This is a genomic window from Celeribacter sp. ULVN23_4 (assembly GCF_054788345.1).
The window spans coordinates 1-20,317 of sequence record NZ_JBTVYO010000006.1 but is presented as its reverse complement, the minus strand read 5'-3'; the positions used below and the strand labels follow the sequence as shown (position 1 = coordinate 20,317).

General features: G+C 55.6%; 15 protein-coding genes. 10 read left to right on the top strand and 5 right to left on the bottom strand.

Annotated features, from left to right (window positions below; translation table 11 throughout):
• The first annotated feature begins 14 nt into the window (after positions 1 to 14).
• The 4 genes from ACYBHZ_RS13360 (at position 15) to ACYBHZ_RS13345 (ending at position 5,706) form a co-directional block, all read left to right on the top strand.
• Complete coding sequence (locus tag ACYBHZ_RS13360) at positions 15 to 2,150, top strand: type I secretion system permease/ATPase (RefSeq protein ID WP_460274783.1); 2,136 nt, start codon at positions 15 to 17, stop codon at positions 2,148 to 2,150.
• The gene (locus ACYBHZ_RS13355) at positions 2,147 to 3,319 is read left to right on the top strand and encodes an HlyD family efflux transporter periplasmic adaptor subunit (RefSeq protein ID WP_460274782.1); all 1,173 of its coding nucleotides are present in this window, start codon (positions 2,147 to 2,149) and stop codon (positions 3,317 to 3,319) included. Before ACYBHZ_RS13360 ends, ACYBHZ_RS13355 begins: the two co-directional genes overlap by 4 nt.
• 76 nt (positions 3,320 to 3,395) lie before the next feature.
• On the top strand, positions 3,396 to 4,724 hold the full coding sequence (locus ACYBHZ_RS13350) for a BamA/TamA family outer membrane protein (RefSeq protein WP_460274781.1): 1,329 nt from the start codon (positions 3,396 to 3,398) through the stop codon (positions 4,722 to 4,724).
• A 553-nt stretch (positions 4,725 to 5,277) separates the two neighbouring features.
• Positions 5,278 to 5,706 (top strand): hypothetical protein, encoded by a 429-nt coding sequence (locus tag ACYBHZ_RS13345; protein ID WP_460274780.1) that lies wholly within the window; start codon positions 5,278 to 5,280, stop codon positions 5,704 to 5,706.
• Positions 5,707 to 5,721: 15 nt separating this feature from the next.
• Here ACYBHZ_RS13345 and ACYBHZ_RS13340 read toward each other — a convergent pair whose 3' ends face one another.
• A complete protein-coding gene (locus tag ACYBHZ_RS13340) occupies positions 5,722 to 6,357 on the bottom strand; it encodes a LuxR C-terminal-related transcriptional regulator (protein ID WP_460274779.1) in 636 nt (211 codons plus the stop codon).
• A 196-nt stretch (positions 6,358 to 6,553) separates the two neighbouring features.
• Positions 6,554 to 8,491 (bottom strand): hybrid sensor histidine kinase/response regulator, encoded by a 1,938-nt coding sequence (locus tag ACYBHZ_RS13335; protein WP_460274778.1) that lies wholly within the window; start codon positions 8,489 to 8,491, stop codon positions 6,554 to 6,556.
• A gap of 340 nt (positions 8,492 to 8,831) precedes the next feature.
• On the opposite strand from ACYBHZ_RS13335, the gene ACYBHZ_RS13330 reads away from it, so the two are divergent.
• The 5 genes from ACYBHZ_RS13330 to ACYBHZ_RS13310 all read left to right on the top strand — a co-directional run bounded on the left by ACYBHZ_RS13330 (position 8,832) and on the right by ACYBHZ_RS13310 (position 17,398).
• Positions 8,832 to 10,631 carry a BapA prefix-like domain-containing protein gene (locus tag ACYBHZ_RS13330; protein ID WP_460274777.1) on the top strand — a complete coding sequence of 600 codons (1,800 nt, stop codon included), beginning with the start codon at positions 8,832 to 8,834 and terminating at the stop codon, positions 10,629 to 10,631.
• Positions 10,632 to 10,883: 252 nt separating this feature from the next.
• Positions 10,884 to 12,560, top strand: coding sequence for a BapA/Bap/LapF family prefix-like domain-containing protein (locus ACYBHZ_RS13325; RefSeq protein WP_460274776.1), 1,677 nt, complete (start codon positions 10,884 to 10,886; stop codon positions 12,558 to 12,560).
• A 245-nt stretch (positions 12,561 to 12,805) separates the two neighbouring features.
• Entirely contained in the window at positions 12,806 to 13,030 is a 225-nt protein-coding gene (locus tag ACYBHZ_RS13320; RefSeq protein ID WP_460274775.1) for a hypothetical protein, read from the top strand.
• A gap of 117 nt (positions 13,031 to 13,147) precedes the next feature.
• Positions 13,148 to 16,432 (top strand): CapA family protein, encoded by a 3,285-nt coding sequence (locus ACYBHZ_RS13315; RefSeq protein WP_460274774.1) that lies wholly within the window; start codon positions 13,148 to 13,150, stop codon positions 16,430 to 16,432.
• A 261-nt stretch (positions 16,433 to 16,693) separates the two neighbouring features.
• Positions 16,694 to 17,398 (top strand): IS6 family transposase, encoded by a 705-nt coding sequence (locus ACYBHZ_RS13310; protein ID WP_460274773.1) that lies wholly within the window; start codon positions 16,694 to 16,696, stop codon positions 17,396 to 17,398.
• 320 nt (positions 17,399 to 17,718) lie between these two features.
• Here the strand turns inward: ACYBHZ_RS13310 and ACYBHZ_RS13305 are convergent, their stop codons facing one another.
• Positions 17,719 to 18,117 carry a CC0125/CC1285 family lipoprotein gene (locus ACYBHZ_RS13305; RefSeq protein WP_460274993.1) on the bottom strand — a complete coding sequence of 133 codons (399 nt, stop codon included), beginning with the start codon at positions 18,115 to 18,117 and terminating at the stop codon, positions 17,719 to 17,721.
• An 86-nt stretch (positions 18,118 to 18,203) separates the two neighbouring features.
• On the bottom strand, positions 18,204 to 18,689 hold the full coding sequence (locus tag ACYBHZ_RS13300) for a recombinase family protein (RefSeq protein WP_460274772.1): 486 nt from the start codon (positions 18,687 to 18,689) through the stop codon (positions 18,204 to 18,206).
• Between the two features lie 612 nt (positions 18,690 to 19,301).
• Between ACYBHZ_RS13300 and ACYBHZ_RS13295 the strand changes: the two genes are divergently transcribed.
• Positions 19,302 to 19,994: a competence protein CoiA gene (locus tag ACYBHZ_RS13295; protein ID WP_460274771.1), complete on the top strand. Its 693-nt coding sequence runs from the start codon at positions 19,302 to 19,304 to the stop codon at positions 19,992 to 19,994.
• On the opposite strand, the gene ACYBHZ_RS13290 is transcribed toward ACYBHZ_RS13295, so the two are convergent.
• A partial coding sequence (locus tag ACYBHZ_RS13290; protein ID WP_460275000.1) for a hypothetical protein occupies positions 19,948 to 20,317 on the bottom strand: 370 nt, incomplete at its 5' end. The two genes, ACYBHZ_RS13295 and ACYBHZ_RS13290, sit on opposite strands and share 47 nt — an antisense overlap.

Below are 20,317 nucleotides of genomic sequence, written 5' to 3'. Positions count from 1 at the left end.
AAACGGACGTTGGTATGAAAGATACGGCATCGCACGATCCTCTTGTTTTGGGCCTATTAGAACTTTGCCGGTTACAAGGTGTGTCCTCCTCAGTCACCCAGTTGACGGAAGGTTTGCCACTGGAGACGGGAAGTCAATTGACCCCGGACATGGCACCTTTGGCGCTACGCCGTGCCAATATGAGCTGTCGGGTCAGCCGAGAGGCACTGGCCTCGCTGCCCGAACATAGTTTGCCCGTTCTGCTCTTTCTGAAAGACGGCCGCACACTGATCCTAGAAGAGATGTCAGGCAACCGGGCTAAAGTCGTCCTGCCGGAGTCTGGCGGCGGCAAGGCCGTTTGGACGCTCGAAGAGCTTGAGCGCCTTCATGATGGCAAACTGTTGATCTCAAAGCCGCTCGACATTGTGTCCGACCGCCTTGATGGCCAAAAAGCGGGGCGTGGGCATTGGCTGCTTGGGCCACTGTGGGAAAACTGGTGGATCTATAGCGACGTGATGATCGCGTCCTTTGCGGCCAACCTTCTCGCCGTCGCGACTGCGCTCTTTTCAATGCAGGTCTATGACCGCGTGGTGCCCAATAATGCAATGGATACCTTGTGGATTCTGGCCAGTGGCGTTGGCATTGCCATCGTTCTTGAACTTGTCTTGCGATTGATGCGCTCGTCTTTGGTCGATGTGTCGGGGCGCGATCTGGATTTGCGGCTCTCGGCGCAGCTTTTTGACAAGGTGGCGAACATGCGCCTTGTCAACCAACCCGCATCTCCGGGAGTATTCGCCAATCAGGTCCGGGACTTCGGCGTTGTGCGTGAGTTTTTCACGTCGACCACGGTGACGGCCATTTGCGATCTGCCTTTTGTGCTGATCTTCCTTGGCGTCATTTGGTTCATCGGGGGCTCTGTCGCACTGGTGGTGTTGGCCGGGGTCATCCTGACGGTCTTGCCCGGTATTCTGATGCAAAAGAAACTGGCACGGGCCTCCAAAGAAAACACCCGTGAGGCGGCTGCGCTCAACGGGCTTTTGCTCGAAACCATCACGAACATCGAGACGGTCAAAGCGGCACGCGCGGAAGGTCGTCTTCAGAGGGCGCATGCTCAGTTGACGGCCACGATGGCGACGACGGCGGTGAAAACGCGCAACCTGACGACACTGATGACGCAGTTGGTCAGTGCGGTTCAACGCCTTGCTTATGCCGGCGTCGTGATTGCCGGCGTCTATCTGATCGGTGCCGGTGAATTGACCGTCGGTAGCCTCATCGCCTGCACCTTGTTGTCGACCCGCGCGATGTCTCCGATGGGGCAAGTGGCCGGGCTTCTCGCCAAGTGGCAATATGTGCGTGCCGCGATGGAAGGTCTCGACGCGATCATGAAAATGCCGGTCGAGCGACCTACTGATCGGCATTTCGTGCGCGCAGAAATGATGCAGGGCGATTACCAGCTTCAGGATGTGGTGTTTCGCCATAATCCGGAAGCGCCTCCGGTCTTGGCCATCCCCGAATTGAAAATCGAAGCCGGGGAGCGGATTTCGCTTCTCGGCGGCAATGGTGCCGGGAAGTCGACGCTATTGCGTCTGCTGGCGGGGTTGACCGATCCGCAGTCCGGAAGTGTCCTTTTGGACGATCTGGCGTTGAGCCAAATCGATCCGATCGACCGTCGTCGCCAGATCGGCTATCTGCCGCAAAGCGTTGCTTTGTTTCAGGGCACATTGCGCGAGAACCTTTTACTCGATCATGGGCTCCATTCCGACGAAGAGCTGCTAACCGCGCTGGATGCGGTGGGGCTGGGCAAGTTCGTGCGCCAACATGTGCGTGGGCTCGACCTCCAGATTCAAAGCAATGCCAATGTGTCCGGCGGTCAACGTCAGTCCATCGGCTTGGCGCGGGTTTTGTTGCAAGACCCGAAAGTGGTGCTGCTCGATGAGCCTACGTCTGCCTTTGACCATGTGACCGAAGCCAAGGTGATCGCCTACCTCAAAGTCTGGCTCAAAGGCCGCACGACGATCATTTCGACCCACAAACGCGAGTTGCTCGGTCTCACCGAGCGGGCGATTGTGTTGAAGGACGGGCGTGTGGCGCGGGATGGTGATCTGCTTCAGATCCTCAACACGGCGCGGGCAAATTCGGCACAGTCCAAACCGGTACAGGCCGTGAAATGAGTAACGCCGATCTGATCACAACGAGCCATATCGACGGCAGCTATCGCAGGCAGACCGTGAAACGTGCACGGGTGGTGATCCAGACGGTCGTTCTGTCGTTGGCAATCGCAATCGGCTGGGCCGCTTTGGCCGAGATTAACGAGATCACCCGCGGCGACGGTCGGGTCGTGCCGTTGCGCCGTTTGCAGTCCATCCAAAGTTTGGAGGGCGGCATTCTTGCGGAGCTACATGTCAGCGAGGGCGACATTGTTCAGGAAGGGCAGTTGATCGCACGTCTCGACCCCACCCGCTCTCAAACGGCCTTCAACGCTACGCAGGCAGAGATCACCGCACTGACGGCAGAGGTTAAACGCCTTGAAGCAGAGGTTCTTGAACAGCCTCATCTGGAGTTTGGGTCGAATCCGAATGAGGCGGAGGCGACGGAATTGCGCCTGTTTGAAGCGCGCCGGACCAAGCTAGAAGCCTCACTTGCCTCGCTCGAAGAGGAACGCGGCACCGTGGAGAGCCAGATCGAAATCACCAGCCCGCTTGCCGCAAACGGTGCCGTCAGTCAGATCGATCTTCTCCAATTGCGCCAGCAGAAGGCGGAGCTTGATGGCAAGATCAACGAGGTGCGCAACGCCTATGTGCAAGACGCCTACAAGGATCTCGCGGCACGGCGTGCCAAACTGACCACCTTGCAACAGGATCTGATCCAGAAACAGGCCGAATTCCATCGTACTGAAATCCGTTCGCCTGTGGCCGGCCGCGTCAACAACATCGAGATCACCACATTGGGCGGCGTGGTGCAGCCCGGTGAGCCGATTATGGAGATCACGCCGACGGACGATCAGCTTTTGATTGAAACCAAAGTCAAGCCGCAAGACGTTGCCTTTGTCGCGCCGGGAATGCCCGCCAGCGTCAAGATCACGGCCTATGATTTTGCGACTTATGGCGATCTCGCCGGGGTGGTCACGCAGATTTCCGAAGACACGGTCGAAGAGGACACGCCGCAAGGTCCGCAAGATTTCTACCGCGTGATGGTGCGCACGGAGACCAGCTATCTCGAACGCTTTGGGGAGCAGTTCGCGATCCGGCCCGGCATGGTCGCGCAGGTCGATATCGAAAGCGGAAAGCGGTCGGTCTTAAGCTATCTGACCCGTCCGCTGATGCGGGCAAGATTGCGTTGAGCGTTTTGGATGTGGGGGCATCTGAAACGCAGACGCAGAGCTGAAACAATTGATGAGATGTAAGAGAAAGACACCTATGCTGCCGCCACTCTTTGCTCCTGCCGCGCGCCGCGCGGCGGTTCTTTTTCCTGCTTTGGCACTGATTGCGACGGCGGGCGCTGCGCAATCGGTTGGGACTCAATCGGTGCAAAGCTTTGCCCGCGTCGAAGTGCGTGGGGCGCAGTTCATCCCGGAACAGGACATTCAGATGACCTGCGGGGCGGTGCCGAATGTGCCCTATCTTTCGCTGGAACTGCGCGCCATCGAGGATTGTCTCATGTCCACCGGCGTGTTCGAGAGCGTTGTGCTGTATCCCGAGGGGGAGACGCTTGTCATCGAAGTGGAAGAGTTGAACAACCAACCGGGGCGGATCGAGGGGAGCCTCAGTTACGCGTCACAAGATGGGTTGATTGGGGGGCTGTTCTTCGAGCGCTACAACCTCTTGCCCGACACCTACGGGTCTGTGCGGTTGGAATATAATTCAGAGGTCAAACGGGGCGTCGCGCGCCTATATCATGTCGATTTCATCGGCGAGCACATCGATTTGGGTTTTCGCTCGGGGTGGGAAGAGCTGTCCTACGATGACCGCTCTTTTTCGAGCGAGACCGCTCAAATCGAAGCCTATCTAGCCTGGACAATCACCGATACGACGCGTCTGGAAGCAGGTCTGGGATACCGTGACTATAGTCTTTTCGACGTGGCACACGACGCTAGTGCGCTTTTGTTGGAGGAAGAGACCGATAACATCGCAGCGCCCTATGTGCGGCTGGGCCTCAATCACAGTTCCTTCGAGGATGGGGAACGTGGCTGGGGAAGCTGGGAATACAATCTCAGTATGGATCAGTATTTCTGGAACCTTGGAACAGATGACCGGTTGTCCGATTTCCGCTTTGAAAGCCGTTCTTATGTGCCGTTGGGAGCGCAGTCACGTATGTTGATCACTCTCGAGGCTGGCACTGTATCGGGTCAACCGGGCAACGCCACACGGGTTCTGGACCGGTTTGCGCCCGGTGCGGACGTTTTTCGCGGCTTTGCGCCGCGCGGTGTTGGGCCGCGGGACAATGGTGATGGACTGGGCGGCAATAAGTTCGCGGTGTCTTCCGTCGAATTTCAGCACAATTTCGAAGCTCTCTTAGAGGCGCCGTTGGTCGCCGGTATTTTCTGGCAGACTGGAGCGGCCTGGGGGCTGGACGATACGCAGAATGGTTCGATTGACGACGATTACCATCAGCGAAGTTCCGTCGGGCTGTCGTTGTCATTTGAGGTGGGGAATACACCTATTGCTCTCTACATGGCAAAGCCGGTCGAGAAAGAGGACGGAGACGAAGAGCAGGTCTTTGGTCTGAGCTTAAGTAAACGATTTTAAAGTTTTCGGCGAGTTTATTTCGTCGGAGGCAAGTGCACGCGTTAGAAAAATATGGAAGCGTTGGTGTGAATAAGCACCAACGCCTTTTTTGTGCGCGTAGCCAAAAATTCTAGCTCAAAAACAGATACTAAAGTATTGTTTTGAAAATAATGTATATTTCTATACATACATTAGTGCTATATATTGTCTCGAGGCGACGCAAAGCTTTCCGGATTTAGCGGGCGGAGCGATTCGAGAACTTGGGAATTTGTCCCACAAAAAGTGTTTGGTGATTTCATGCTTTTCAAGCAGCAACGGGTAAGTGGCGATAAGCGTAGCAGTCTGGAAGATCGGCTTTTTGCAAAAATGGACCTAAAATCGACACAGCAAAAAGGGGTGATTGGAGATTTGGTGCAAGTGCTGCGGTTGAACCGACATCTGGAGGTTTGGCCTGATCTCGCAGAGAGCGTTGCGCCACCAAGAAAGTACGCAGATCGTCGACCGGTCTGGTTGGCGTATTTAGGGTAAACGTCTGCGCGAAAAAACGCGATTTTGGGATGACGGGGACTTTCGAATGCTACAGCAAATTTTAAAATCGGAAAATGCCGCCGCAGTTTCAGCCGGGTCTGCGCAGTTGGTGATCAATGTGATTGCCCTCACTGATTGGGATATGATCCCCGTGAACAAGAGCCAAATCAGCCAAGGGTTTCAGATGTCTTTGCTGAATAGTGACAATGCACATAATGCACTCTGCCATATGCATGGAAGCCCTTGGATACCGGACGTGCTCGTCGTGGATGAAGACTTTTTTGGCTCTCCAGAGGCTGCGGCAGATGCCTGCTTGCAAATCCGCCGAAGCTACCCCGAAATCCGCATTGTCGCACTCGAAAGCGAGCTCTGGGAGGGGGAGTCAGTTCTCAACTCGCTTGGCCTTTGCGACGCTATCTTGTCCTCAAAAGCCTGCGAGCAAACCCTTCTGCAAACATTGCGCCAAGTACACTAACTCCCACACAAACTCTCAGATATAGTTCCTGTCTTGAGCGACGATGACCGCTTGTGTCCGGTTGTTCGCGCCTAGTTTGGTGCAGATCGATTTGACATGCATTTTGACGGTTGCCTCTGCGAGGTTGAGGCCTTGCGCGATTTCGCGGTTCGATTGTCCCTCAGCCAAATGCCCAAGAACCTGCATTTCCCTTTCCGAAAGCGGAGATTTTTTTGTGCCGCGTGATTTGAGGCGTTGCTGATCAAGCAGTTCGACTGGTACGTAACGTCCGCCTGCCGCCATAAAGCGGATTTCATTGGCCAAATCTTTCAAAGACGCAGTTTTGAGAATGACTCCAGAGCTCCCCATCGCGAGAATTTCGGTCACAACCTGCGCAGTCGGGTCGCTGGTCAAAAGGCCTGTAGGCTTGCCCTGGTTTTTTTCAAGCGCCTTTCCAAGGCCCTCTACTCCGTTCATGCCTGGCATATTTAAGTCGACCAGAACCAAATCGTAAGGACCATCGCTGTCAAGAATTTGAAGGGCTGCATTGAGATCAGGGGCCGTTGCCACCTCAAATTCTGGTAGGTTGGAAAGGAAGTGCTCGAACATTTCCAAAACCATCGCATGGTCGTCAGCAATCAGAATTCTTATTTTTGAGGCGGTCGCCGTCATTTGTTTTCCTTCTTCTCAAGGCCGTTGACGGCCCTGCATGTATTTGTGGTGGCCTCTTTAGGCAATGACGCTCTATAGAGCGCGCAAAATTAATTTCTCCACAATTTAACTAAGCAATCACTCATAATGTTCCGAAATTCTGCACGAAATCCATATTTTGCGACCTATGATTGTATATACTTCATTAAATTTCTTCTTAAGGTAGCTCCGTAATCGCTTTTTGGGTCCGTGTTAGATCTGTTTCTAGCTGCTTTTCACACATATCTAGGGGCATACCGGCGTCAACAGCCTTTTCCATGGACCGTAAACACGCCTCCAATGCTCCAAGACCCGTGAGGCTACATACGCCCGTCGCCGCGTGAAGCATGCGGGCAGTGTCGGGGCTAACTCCATCTTTTTGGAGTTTCGACAAAACTTGGCTGGCTTCGGCATGTGCCCGGGTCATGAACGATACTGCGCCCTCATGACCGAGTTGTGTCAGCAATTCATGCACGATTTCTTTTTTGAACGGCGAAACTTCTACGGTTTCCTGACCATCCGCACTTCCCTCGTCCTGTGAGGAAAGAGCTGGGGGCGTTTGTGGCGTCTCCGAGGTGTCATCCAAAGCGGCGCGGAGAGCCGCGCGCAATTGTGCCGGACGAATGGGTTTTTCAAGCACTTTCGCAACCCCGGCCGCGTCACAAGCCGAGAGCACGGCGTCTGCCACATGTGCGGTCAGAGCCATAATTGGCCCGTTCCAGGTGATCCCCTCATCTTCACGCACGCGTTGTGCGAATTCGACGCCGGACATGTAAGGGAGGGTCATGTCGGTCAGGATCAGATCGAGTTTGTCCGCAATGTCCGGCTTCGTGAGCAGGGAGAGCGCCTCCAGACCCGTTCCTGCCGGCCAGACATGGGCGCCTGCGGCGCGCAGGACATGGCAAAGCCAGTCCCGGCTTGCGGGGCTGTCCTCGACCAGAATAATGGAGATCCCTTGCAATGAGTACTCTTCGGATAGCGACCTATTCGGCGTTTCGGGAAACAGCCCCGTCTGTTCCCCCCGTTCCAAAACCAGTGTCACCTCAATCACCGTCCCAATGACTGCGGCGTCCGTGTCGGTTGCTGTCTCACAGTCGCCCACATAGCGATCGGAGAATTCAAGCGTGCCCCCCAGTTGTCGCAAGGCATGGGCGAGGACATTCAATCCCGCCGACGGGCGCTCGGATTGGGCGGCGCTGCCGTCTTGCGATGCCTCGATCTGCTTCGCGTCGGCCTGACCGAGAGCCTTCAAAAGGCGAGCTTTTTGTTCCGGGGGCAGGCCGCCCCCCATGTCTTTGACAGTCAGAACAAGTTTGAGCGAAGGCTCATCGGTTTCCGTCGTGGTGATAGGGCGACAGGAGAGACCGATTTCGACGTCATGCCCGCCGTATTTGGCAGAGTTGTCGATAATATTTTGAAAGAGAGCCCGCACAAAACGCACCGGCCCATACACCCACACATCTTCATGTGGATCGAGCCAAAGTTTGAGATTCACATCACGGGCGCGCGCGATCGGAGAGATCATCATCATGAGGCTGCGCAGTTCCTCGGTGATGTTAAATGTCTCGTCCGGGCGCAGGCCGCTGACGCTTTGCTCACCGCGAATGACACCAAGTACGTTGCTAATATGCTCCAGCGCCAACTCGGAGGTTTTCTTGAGCTGATTGCGGGCCTGCTCGTTTGAGGCCTTGTCGTTTGTGGCGGCGGTGTCCAGAATATTCTCCGCCGTTACCAGGAGGGACTGGATCGGCGTTCGCAGGTCGTGCGCGACGCGCATGAGCGTGGCGGCGCGTGAGCGGTTGCGCAGCCAAGCGGCCTCGTGATCATTTTCCGATAGTCGCAAAAGATAGCCGTCTCCTGCCCCGAGAGAGAGATGGACGACCTCGCCCTCCAACTCTGTCGCGCCAAGCGTGAGAGAGGTTGCGACACTAGTGGCGCGACTTGCCTGTTTGCAAAGGGATCTCCAGTCGAGCTTGTCTTGAAGATGTCCCTGATCAAGCTGCAAACGTTGTGCGGGAGCGTTGGCAAGAAGGATGCTTCCAGTCTCGTTGGCAAGCACGGAGGGGCGCCGATCCGTCGCAATGAGGCGCGCGATGGTTTGAACAATCGGTCGCATTACTGCGCTTTGATGGGGGGGGGACGCGTGAGAGCCTGAGGTCATATCTAACCATACCTATTATTTGAGCCCTCGACAGAAATACTGTGCGGTACGCGGCAGTTCTTTTCGTGGCTATGTGCAATCTTTCACGAGCGAAGTGTCGCCGAGTGATTGGCGCAAAGGAAGGGGGTAAGCAGCTTTTCGTCAAGCATTTCACCCGCAGGCCTCTGCAAAAACACCCGATATAATGTCTTAAATATTATTATTGATGTGGTGACATACTTTTGATAGTCGAAAGGTGGGGTTGTTGCTTGCTTGACGATTCTGGCCGCAGGGGCCGTTTGAAAGGACTAGGGATATGGCGATGAGTGGATTTGTTGTTGGTGACGCAGTGGATGTTCAGATTCATCTAAATAGGGACAGCGTGAGCCAATTTGTGAAATCTGGAAACGATCTCGTGATCGAACAGGTCAATGGTGACACGCTTACCATCAGCAATTTTTATACCGAAGCGGCAAATGGCGAGGCGCATCGCCTGCTCTATGCAGATGGCACGTTCAGCGGTGTCGAAGGCGTCTGGGACGATGAAGACGCGGTCGCAGGGCTTGGTCAGGGGTTCTCCCTGGATGAAGCCGGCGCTGGTCTGGCCGCCTTGGCGGGGCTTGGTGCCGCAGTGCTTTTGGATGACGACGACGACAATTCAGACGACAATTCAGACGATGATGACGACGATACGGTCGACCCGGATCCCGAGCCCGAGCCGGAGCCCGAGCCGGACCAATCGACGGGCATTCTCGACTCTGTTGTGGATGACGACGGTCTTCTGGGGTCTTTGACCGGCAACGAAGGTGGCCTTGGCGCGATCACAGGATCCGAAGGCCTGCTGGGCAGCCTGATCGGCAATGACGGCCTTTTGGGGGCCGTGACCGGCGAAGAAGGTCTCTTGGGTGGTCTGCTGGGCGCAGGTCTGCTTGGTGACGGCCCGAGCTCCGATGATCCTCTGTCCAGCGTGACCGATGCGCTGTTGGGCGAGGGCTCGCTTGTCGGTGGTTTGCTCGGCAGCACCGGCCTCACCGCCGGTTTGCTGGACGCTGACGGTCTTGTCGGAAGCCTTCTGACCGAAGACGGTCTCGTGGGCGGATTGCTGAGCGATGAGGGGCTCGTCGGTGGGCTTTTGGCGGAGGACGGTCTCGTGGGCGGTCTTCTCGGCGGCGATAGCCTTGTCGGTGGCCTGCTTGGCAACGAAGGTCTGGTGGCCGGTCTGACGGATGGTCTTCTCGGCGGCGAAGGCGGCTTGCTCGACGGTCTTCCGCTGGTCGGTGGTTTGACCGATGGGTTGCTGGGCGGCGAAGGCGGCCTGTTGGACGGCCTTCCGATTGTGGGCGGTCTCACGGATGGTCTTCTTGGCGGCGAAGATGGGCTGCTTGGCGGCCTGACCGGCGACGACGGACTTCTGGGCGGCTTGCTCGGCGGGGAAGGGGGACTTCTGGATGGTCTCCCGCTCGTGGGTGATCTGACCGACGGACTTCTCGGCGGCGAAGATGGGCTCCTCGGCGGTTTGACCGGCGACGACGGTCTGCTTGGCGGCCTGCTCGGCGGCGAGGGCGGTCTTCTCGACGGGCTTCCGCTGGTTGGTGATCTGACCGATGGTCTCTTGGGCGGCGAAGATGGCCTGCTGGGCGGCTTGACGGATGGTGTCCTGGGCGGTGAGGGTGCCGGGCTTCTGGATCCTGTGCTGGCTGATGGGGGGCTGCTGGGCGATGTGACCGGCAATAGCGGGCTGCTCGGTGATGTGACTGGCAACGATGGCCTGCTTGGCGGCGTCGTTGGGGATGAGGGTCTCGTGACGGAACTGACGGGTCTGACCTTGCTGACCGATGGGGGCGAAGCCTCTGATGGTCTGCTCGGTGGCCTGACCGATGGCTTGCTGGACGGCATCATCGGCGAAGACGGTCTTCTGGGCGGTCTGACCGGTGGTCTTCTTGGTGGTGAGGATGGCCTGCTTGATGGGGTGATCGGCGACGAAGGTCTGGTCGGCGGTCTGCTCAGCGACGGTGGTCTCGTTGGCGGGCTTACGGACGGATTGCTCGGTGGAGAGGATGGTCTTCTGGGCGATTTGACCGGTGGTCTGCTCGGTGGTGACGATTCTCTGATCTGATCGATCTCTGAAACGCGATGAAGCGCCCTGCCTTTGGCGGGGCGTTTTTCTGTTCTGATGTCCCTTTGTGAGTACAAGGCCGGGGGGAAATGCGCCTGAGTTGTGCGTGTCGTCGGATTTTCTCTGAATATGACGCGAGAAACCTTGACTATGCATACTAAAATATCTCAGATATATACTTAAGTCTTTCGCATAAACCTACGTATATGTTTATTGCTGTGCGAAGGGTGTAGTTGGGTATTGGAGTGAAACATGACTATGAAAACCATTCAGGCGTCCCCAAATGAGGTGCGCGTTCCGCTGAACATCGACCAGACCGGGCTTGAGACATATAGCCGCTCGGGCAATGATCTGATCATTGATCTTGGCAATGGGGATATGATCACCGTTGCTGGCTATTACGTCCCGGCTGCAGACGGGTCGCTTCATAGCATTGTTTACAGCAACGATATGGTGATTGAAGGCGATCCTGCGGCGGCTGGTCTTGGTGAAAGCATGCCCGAGGAAGCCGTGGCGGCTCTCGGTCTTGGCGCCCTCGGTCTCGCAGCACTCGCCGGTGGCGGTGGAGGCGGCGGTGATGACAGCGATGCGGACGCTGATGCAGATGCAGATGCCGATGCGGACGCCGACGCCGACGCCGATGCTGACGCCGATGCGGATGCTGACGCCGATGCGGACGCTGACGCCGATGCGGATGCTGACGCCGATGCGGACGCTGATGCAGATGCAGATGCCGATGCGGACGCCGATGCTGACGCCGATGCTGACGCCGATGCGGATGCTGACGCTGATGCGGATGCTGACGCTGATGCGGATGCCGACGCTGATGCGGATGCCGACGCTGATGCGGATGCCGACGCTGATGCCGACGCCGACGCCGACGCGGATGTTCAGGGCTTCCTCGATCCGCTGATCGGTGCTGGCGGTCTGCTGGCTGGTCTCACGGACAACGGTGCGCTGTTGGGCGATATCACGGGGTCTGAGGGCCTTCTGGGTGATTTCGTCGGGGAAGACGGTGTGCTCGATGCGCTTGGAAACGACCTTCTGGGGCAACCGCTTCTGGGCGACGGGGTCCAGGGTGACGATGTTGGCCTGCTTGACGGTCTCGTCTCCGATACCGGCTTGCTCGGCGATCTGACCGGAAACTCCGGTGTGCTGGGCGATGTCACGGGTTCCGGTGGCCTTCTGGGCGATCTGTTGACGAACGATGGCGTGCTTGGTGACATCACGGGCTCTGAAGGGCTTGTCGGCGATCTGATCGGCACCGGCCTGCTTGGCGAAGGCGCAACTGACGGGAGTTCGGATGGCGGCCTCCTTGGCGGTGACCTTCTCGGCGGTTTGACCGACGGTCTGCTCGGCGGCGAAGGCGATCTGCTTGGTGGCGTGACGGACGGCCTTTTGGGCGGTGACCTTCTCGGCGGTTTGACCGACGGTCTGCTCGGTGGCGAAGGCGATCTGCTTGGTGGCGTGACGGACGGCCTTTTGGGCGGTGACCTTCTCGGAGGTTTGACCGACGGTCTGCTCGGTGGCGAAGGCGACTTGCTTGGTGGCGTGACGGACGGCCTCTTGGGTGATGATCTCCTCGGCGGGCTGACCGATGGTCTCCTTGGCGGCGAAGATGGGCTTTTGTCTGGGCTGACGGGCAGTGACGCTGGCTTGCTCGACGATGTGCTCGCAGATGGCGGCCTGCTGGGCGATGTGACCGGCAACAGTGGCCTTTTGGGCGACATCACCGGCAATGACGGTGTGCTTGGCGACGTGATCGGTGACGCAGGGCTTGTTGCCGATGCGACAGGGCTTGTCCTGGTGACGGATGGTGACCCGGATGCGTCTGGCGGCCTCTTGGGTGGTCTGACGGATGGTTTGCTTGGTGGTGATTTGTTGGGCGACGACCTGCTGGGCGGTGTTACCGACATCCTGCCGATTTAAACATGAAAGGCCCAGGCGGCAGTGTCCGCCCGGGCGTCATCTGGGAATAGTGTGGCCAAGCCGTAAGATATATCGAGATCGCCATTCAACGGCCATTGGATGGCGTAGGAGAAGACCCTGCAAATAACTTCTCCGCACGTAGGGCCGGTCTCTCAGCGGACCAACCCGACACTTGAGAGGCGGATTGTGTCACCCCCAATATCACTCACCCAGCATGATCTGCCTCTCTCCTTTAGGAGTTCGACATGAACCAAAGCTTTGATGATGATCGAAATAGTGATGCATCGACACAGGGTCTGTCCAGAAATTTGATTGCAGAAGCGCTTCACGCAAGTGCAATTGCCGAATCTTTGGGCTTTTCAGGGACCTCTTGCGCTTTCGCGGCTCTGGCTGCAGACCATCAGGCGCTTTTCAAATCGGGGCAGGGCCAAGGCACCTGCGCCAGGCTTTGTCTAAATGTGGTTTTCTGAGGTGTCAGTGTTGACGTGGCGCTTGGTGGTATATTCCCATCCTTTCGACGGATATAGTCCGTAAAAAAGGTGAGGCGATTTGGGCCATTCGGTGTGAACCTGCTCAGGATATAATTCATGACGAAGACCACTTGCGATCTGCTCTCCCGCCTAACCGCTTATCCTTTGGTGCCCCTAAGCCAGCTTTTGACGCAGGCACGTGCGGCGCTGACCTATGCAATTGCGTCAGCTGAGAAAAATGCGCCGCTTCGGGTCTTTTTTTCGATCAGCGACGGCACAGAACGTGCGACAGTCGTTCATTTTTCCGCACCGGATGTGAAAGCCATTTGGACGCAGTTGGAGAAGTGGTGCGCAGAGAAGGACGCCTCCGATACTCCGGTCAGATGGTTGCGTGTAGATTGGGTCAACCAAAGTTGGGCTTTGTCTTGGGAGCAGGCGCAACAAGCATTTCAGGGCAGCAAACGCAACTATTTTCGCTATGGAGTGGCGCTGAAACCCGCATTTTCGCAGGCGTTTCTCGAACAAGAGCTTAATGCCAATGCGATGCTTTATCGTGGCAATGTGGTCGAACATGCGGGATTGAACGTCAAAAACTTCATGACTTACGGCAAGCGACGTTTCGGCGAGACGTTCACATTGCCCATTGAGGCACAGGCCCCAGTGCAGCTTTTTGCAACCGATGGCTTTTTGCTTCAAGCGGATACTCCCCCCGTACCGCTTCATGGATATGAGAGCGGGGTCGAAGGGCGCGATACCGGTCGGCGTAAGCTGGCGGATCTGGATGAGCCTTGCGTGACGCGGTTAATTGAGGACGCCAGTCGGTTTTTGGCGGAGCAGATCGATGAAAAAGGCCAATTCATCTATGGGCTGCATCCCTGTTTTGATAGAGAGATCAAATCTTACAACACCTTGCGCCATGCGAGCACTCTCTACGCGATGTTGGAGGCCTGGGAGGTCACGCAGCATGGGGCGCTCAAAGAAGCGATTGATCGGGGGCTCGCATTTCTGACCGAGACGCTGATCCAGTACTACGATGCTCCGGATGGGGGCCGGGTCGCCTATCTGCGCGACATGAACAACGAGATTAAGCTGGGCGGAAGTGCTGTCTGCCTTCTGGCGCTTGTGAAATACACCGAACTGACCGGCGATGAACGCCATTTTCCGCTTCTGGAAGCGCTCGCAAAAGGCATTATAAGGCTTCAGGACCTAGAGACGGGGCAATTCGCGCATGTGCTCAATGCCGAGGATCTTTCGGTCAAAGAGATGTTCCGCATCATTTATTATGACGGAGAAGCGGCCTTTGGCTTGATGCGTCTTTATGGGTTGACCAAAGACCCACGTTGGATTGCGGCTGTCGAGAAAGCGTTCGACTATTTCATCGCGCAGGAGCATTGGAAGATCCATGATCACTGGCTGAGTTATTGTGTCAATGAGCTGACACTCTATCGACCAGAGGAACGCTATTTTCGCTTTGGACTTCAAAATGTTGTTGAGCATCTCGACTTCGTGCTCGACCGGCTCACCACCTTCCCGACCCTTTTGGAACTGATGATGGCGGCGCATAAGATGATCGGGCGCCTCGAACGAAATGCGGAGCATTACCATCTTCTGAAGCAGTTGGATCGAGACAAGTTTTACCGGGCGCTGGAAACCCGAGCGCATCATCTGCTGAACGGCTTCTTCTGGCCCGAGATCGCGATGTATTTTAAAAACCCTGCGCGTATCATGGGTAGTTTCTTTATTCGGCATCACGCATTCCGTGTGCGCATCGACGATGTGGAGCATTACCTCTCGGGCTACGTTGCCTATCTGCGGTATTACCTCGGGCACCAAGCCCATGAGGCCGCCCCAGTCGAGACCCCGCCGCCGCCCACAGTCCCCGGTTTGCCGCGTCCTTCGCAGGCTGTGGTGGTGCTTGGCGGAAGCATCAATCTCGGTGGGCGCGTGCACGATCGCGCCAAGCAGCTCGGAATGGGCCAGCTGATTGATATTCCCGCGTTGAAAGACGCAGATTTGTCCATTGCGACCCTAGACTGTGTGGTGAGCACATTGGGCCAGCAAGGTGTCGATAAGGGCGAACAAGGGCCGTTCTATCGACGTGCACGGCCAGAGATGGTCGAGGTGCTCGCCAAAGCCGGAATCGATGCAGTGACGGTCGCCAATTCGCACAGCGGCGATTACGGCCCGACGGCGCTTATGCAGCAAAAAGACATTCTTGAGGCCGTTGGTATCGCACATGCAGGCAGCGGATCAAATCGTACAGAGGCGCTTCAACCTGCCTATTGTCAGGCTGGGGAGCTGCGTGTCGCGCTGTTTAGCCTCGATGCTTCCCAAGGTCGCTTTGTGGCGGATAAGAATGCGGCAGGAACGGCCTATATCTCTCCCCGCCACCCAACCGCGTGGCGCATGACTAGGGAATTTAAAGCTGCGGCAGAGAAGGCTGATGTCGTTCTCGTCTCCGTGCATTGGGGGACACAAACCGGAGAGAAGACACAAAGAGAGCTGTCTCACGCCCTGATCGACGCCGGTGCCGATATGGTTTTCTGCGCGCGCGACAGTCGAATTGAAGGCGTCGAAATTTACAAATCCAAACTGATCCTGCCTGGTCCGGGTTTGATGTTGTCCGAAGCGTTGCGAAGCGAAATCAAACCGGGCGGCGTGTTTCGCCTTGGCCTTGAACGCGACGGCGTGACATGGGTCGAGTTTTTTCCCATCGGAGTCGGATATGGCTTTAGCGAGACTTTGACACACGAAGCTGCAGCGCCCGTCATCAACGATTTCGCCGCGCGTTGTCAGGCGCTCGGAGCCTCTGTGCAGACCACGGAGCAGAGCGTGTTGATCCATGTCGATGCGCCTGCGGATCGTTCTGCCAAGTCTACAGAAGCTACGAAAGAACCTATCAGAACCGATGTGGGGCGGTCGAAAACCTGTCGGCTAGATCGCCTGTCGGAATTTGCACCTGCCGCGCGCCTCGGACAGGCGACCCATGTGCCGCGCAACGCCCGGATCGCTCCGCAGATCATGAACGGGCTTGAACTCTTAGGCGTTCGCCTCAATCCAAGGCAGATCACGCGTCGTGAGATGCTCTGGGTTGAGACATGGTGGCGTGCCGCAACGGTGCCACAGGACGATCTGAAGCTCGATTACCGTGCTGTTCCGCCTGGCGGTGAGCATCGAGCAATCTGGGGTCTCGGATCGGCACATGATCCCTGTGACTGGATGCAGCCAACCTCACGATGGCAAGCGGGAGAAATCTACTATGACCGTTTCGGCCTGCGTCCTCCTGCGCTTGGTTACCTGCGCGCACCGTTTCTGCAGCTTGAGATCCGTGTTGTTGGAATGCTCTCCAATACGAAATACTGTCTCTTTACAAAACCGTTGCCGGTACTCTTCGGAGACTAATTGTAACCGGGATCTGATGACGGAGAGTGTTCGAAGTCGTAGCTCTAGGCATGGTTTCGATGCTCAGGCCGAAGCCAAACACAAGATCCTTCATTCAGTCCGAGCCGTCCCCGAAACTGCCAACATGGCGGTGTCAGAGGAACTTGACTTGAGTGTGGTGGGGCGGTTTCGTAGTCTCGTGCCATGACCAAACGCTCTCCGTTCGGCGGTGTCAGAAGAACTTTGCTTGAGAGGGGTAGTGCGGCCACGTAGCCTCGTGCCATGATCAAACGCTCCCCTTTCAAGTATTTCAAAACCAGCCCTGAGATCATCCGCTTGGCCGTGATGCTCTACGTTCGATTCCCTCTGTCACTTCGGAATGTCGAAGATTTGCTGCACGAACGCGGCATTGAGGTTAGTCACGAGACAGTTCGATATTGGTGGCATCGTTTCGGACCGATGTTCGCCACCGAGATCCGAAAACGCCGCATTGAGGGCCTGCGATCGAGCCGCTGGCGGTGGCACCTGGACGAGATGTTTGTGAAGATTAACGGTGAGCGCCACTATTTGTGGCGGGCGGTCGATCATGAAGGTGAAGTTCTGGAAAGCTTTGTCACAAAGACACGGGACAAGAAGGCGGTGCTGAAATTCTTAAGAAAAGCAATGCGCAAGCACGGCCAACCCGAAGTAATCGTAACCGATAAGCTTCGCTCTTACGGTGCCGCGTTGCGTGAAATCGGTGCCGCGCATCGTCAGGAAACAGGGCGCTGGTTGAACAATCGCGCCGAAAACTCGGATCTGCCATTTCGAAGGCGGGAGCGCGCGATGCTTCGTTTTCGACGCATGCGAAGTTTGCAGAAATTCGCCGCCGTACACGCCTCTATCTACAACCTGTTTAACTTGGAGCGCAGCCTATCCTCGAGACCAAATTTCAAGCTGAACCGTGCCGCTGCTCTTGCCGAGTGGCGCGGTCTCTGCGCTGAATAAGGGGCAGCTATACTGTCCATGTAGAGACGAGTTCGAATTAGTCTGGCAGCACCGCCAATTACTAAGTATACATTTTAAGCTATTGATTTAATATGTAAAATTTTTGCGTCCCCCCTTTTTACCATACATGTTTTCCCTACATGTCTCGCATGTCTAAAAGGCGATAGCGTCTAGAAATTAGGTCTTTGCGAGGATTACGATTCCACAACTCACGCCCTCAGAGTCCAAAGAGCAAATCAGGCTGCTCATGCGTCCTTTGATCTGACTTTCTACAACGGTCAAAAGTATTGGTGGCCCCAAGCTAGGGACCACCCAGTTTATCATTTTCTGTATTTCGGGCCTAGGTATGTGATGACTTCAGGGGCGCTAAAGACGCCCGCTGGAGCACTGCTAGGAATGCAGCCGTTGTACATATCGATGATAAAGTTCGTTCTGGGCTTAGAATTGGACATCAGCGTGGGGTTTCCATAAGCATTGTAGCCCATAGTTGTTGTCCGCTTCATTCCGCTTGCTGCATCGACTACGGCGAAGTAGTCAAATCCCCTCTCTTGGGTCGTTTCAGCTGCTTTCAAAAGCGCATATTCCCAAGTGGTCACAGCATCTGTAAAGGCGTTTGACTTAGCTGAGATTCTAGCTGTGTTCCCATCCAGCATTGTTGCCGTAACTCCACCTTCGAGTCCACTTTCTTGATAGGGTGTCGAGCATGCCGAGATCAGCAGAAATGCTCCGAAAGCAATTGGTGAATATTTGGATATAGTTGGTTTCCATTTTTGATGTCAGATTGTGTGGTTGAAATGAATGAGAGTCAGTGGGGGCAATTTGAAGGCGGGACACTTTGTGTGTCCTTTGATACACGATAGACCGACCTCTCAGAGATGCCTAGCGCCTTCGCTATGTCCCGCTTAGTGATCCCCTCAGAGAGCATCCTATGGACCTCTGGAGCCATGCGCTGGGCGGTAGGTGCCCGCCCTTTGTACTTCCCTTCCCTCTGGGCCTTTGCGATCCCTTCCTTCTGACGCTCATGCATCATCACTCGTTCAAACTGGGCCACAGAGCCCAGCACGTTGAGCATGAGCTTTCCTGTTGCGTTGGAGGTATCAAGCCCAAGATCAAGAATGCGAAGGCCAACATTCCTAGCCTCCAGTGCCTCTACGATTTCCCCAAGATGCCTGACTGACCTAGCCAAGCGATCCAGTTTGGTGACGATGAGAGTGTCTCCTTCTCGAATGTACCCCAGAGCCTCAGAGAGGCCCGTACGTTGCCTTACGGAGCTTGTCTGCCCCTCCCCCATACTCTCTCTCGCGCCCAATGGCCTTCAGTGACTCTCTCTGAGCCTCTAAGCCTGCGATTTGTTCCAGTGTCGATGTGCGTGCATAGCCGATGAGCATAGCTGCGCTCCTAGTCTGCCAATGATGTCTATGAGATTGCGGCAGTGTGTCTGCCAAAAGGCGTAGACCACTCCATAGTCCGGCTATTCCACCATGCGCTGGGCACGACACAGGACCAAGGTCTATCGGCAGAGAGGTAAGGCTATGATAACAGGAAATTTTTCAACAGATCAAAAGGGGGGGGCTGAAAGTGACTTCAAAAAGAGGGGGTTAATTATTGCTTATTATTGTCCTGTGAAATCGATGGTTTCTGATGTGAGGGCAGGAAGTGGACATTCGCTGCAATTACAAAAGATTACTAGTCCCCAGCCAAATCAGCCATAGAGCAAGGCTTGGCGGCATAGAGAATTTAACTCTAGGGGCTTGAGCTCTCGCGTCAGACGGACCGTAGTCTCATATTGGGGCTGGAAAGGGGGGAGCTTCCTATTTAGGCGTTAAAGCATCAGCAGGTCAGGGGGAGAGGTGTGTGCCCACAGCCTCTTGGAATTTCTTTCGGGAATATCCATCTGACTAGAATGCGCTTTGCCCTATCAGACACTCAACGTATCGAAGCAACGCCCAAAGCAGTTGGGACTTGTCCCTGTTGTGGGGCAGAGATGCAGGCCCGCTGTGGTACTAAGAAAGTATGGCATTGGGCGCATAAAGGGCGACGCCACTGTGACACGTGGTGGGAAAACGAGACCGAATGGCACCGTTCTTGGAAGAATCAATTCTCACCTGACTGGCAAGAGGTTCCGGCCCGAGACGCACAAGGCGAGCTACATATTGCTGACATCAAAACCCCGTATGGCCTCACAATCGAGTTTCAGCACTCCGCAATAAAGCTCGATGAAGTTATTAAGCGTACGGCTTTCTATAATCAGGTAATTTGGATTATAGATGCGACACGTCGCCCAACTGACCTAGAGCAGTATGCCAAGATGTTGGACTATATTTCCCCGGAGCGTTTCGATGGGGTGGACATTTACACGGTTCATCAAAACGCAACTCGGCTTCTTAAGGAATGGGGATCGTTAAGGAGAACCGTAGGCTTCGACTATGGCGGTGACAACCTGTGCTTACTAACGGCAGATCAAGGTCAACAACGATACCTATTTGATTTTCCCAAGGCAGAATTTACTAGGTCAATAATCGAGGGCAGGCCCTTGCCTGTTTTCCAATTCAAAATGCCGACACAACGACGTTATCGTCGTCGCAGAGTTTTCTAAGCTCGGCATAATGCAATGATTGAGGCCTCAATCTTGCGATTGCATTTACTGCCTTCGTTGAGATACCGAACTCTGCCCGTAAGCCTGCATAGTTGTAAGGCACAAGTTGCAAGATGCTGAAAACAGCATGAACGGAGGTGTTCTGGCAGTTTATCTTTCCTCGAATGACGGCAATGCGTCGAGTTTTGTATTGGCTTTTTGCAGGTAGTATTCTCCTTACGCCTAATAGTATCGTGTTAAGTTGTTTAGGGGTGTTTAGAGTGCCTTTGAGTTGCCCCCAAACATCAGGGACATGCCCCCCTATAGTAGGTAGTACCGAGGGT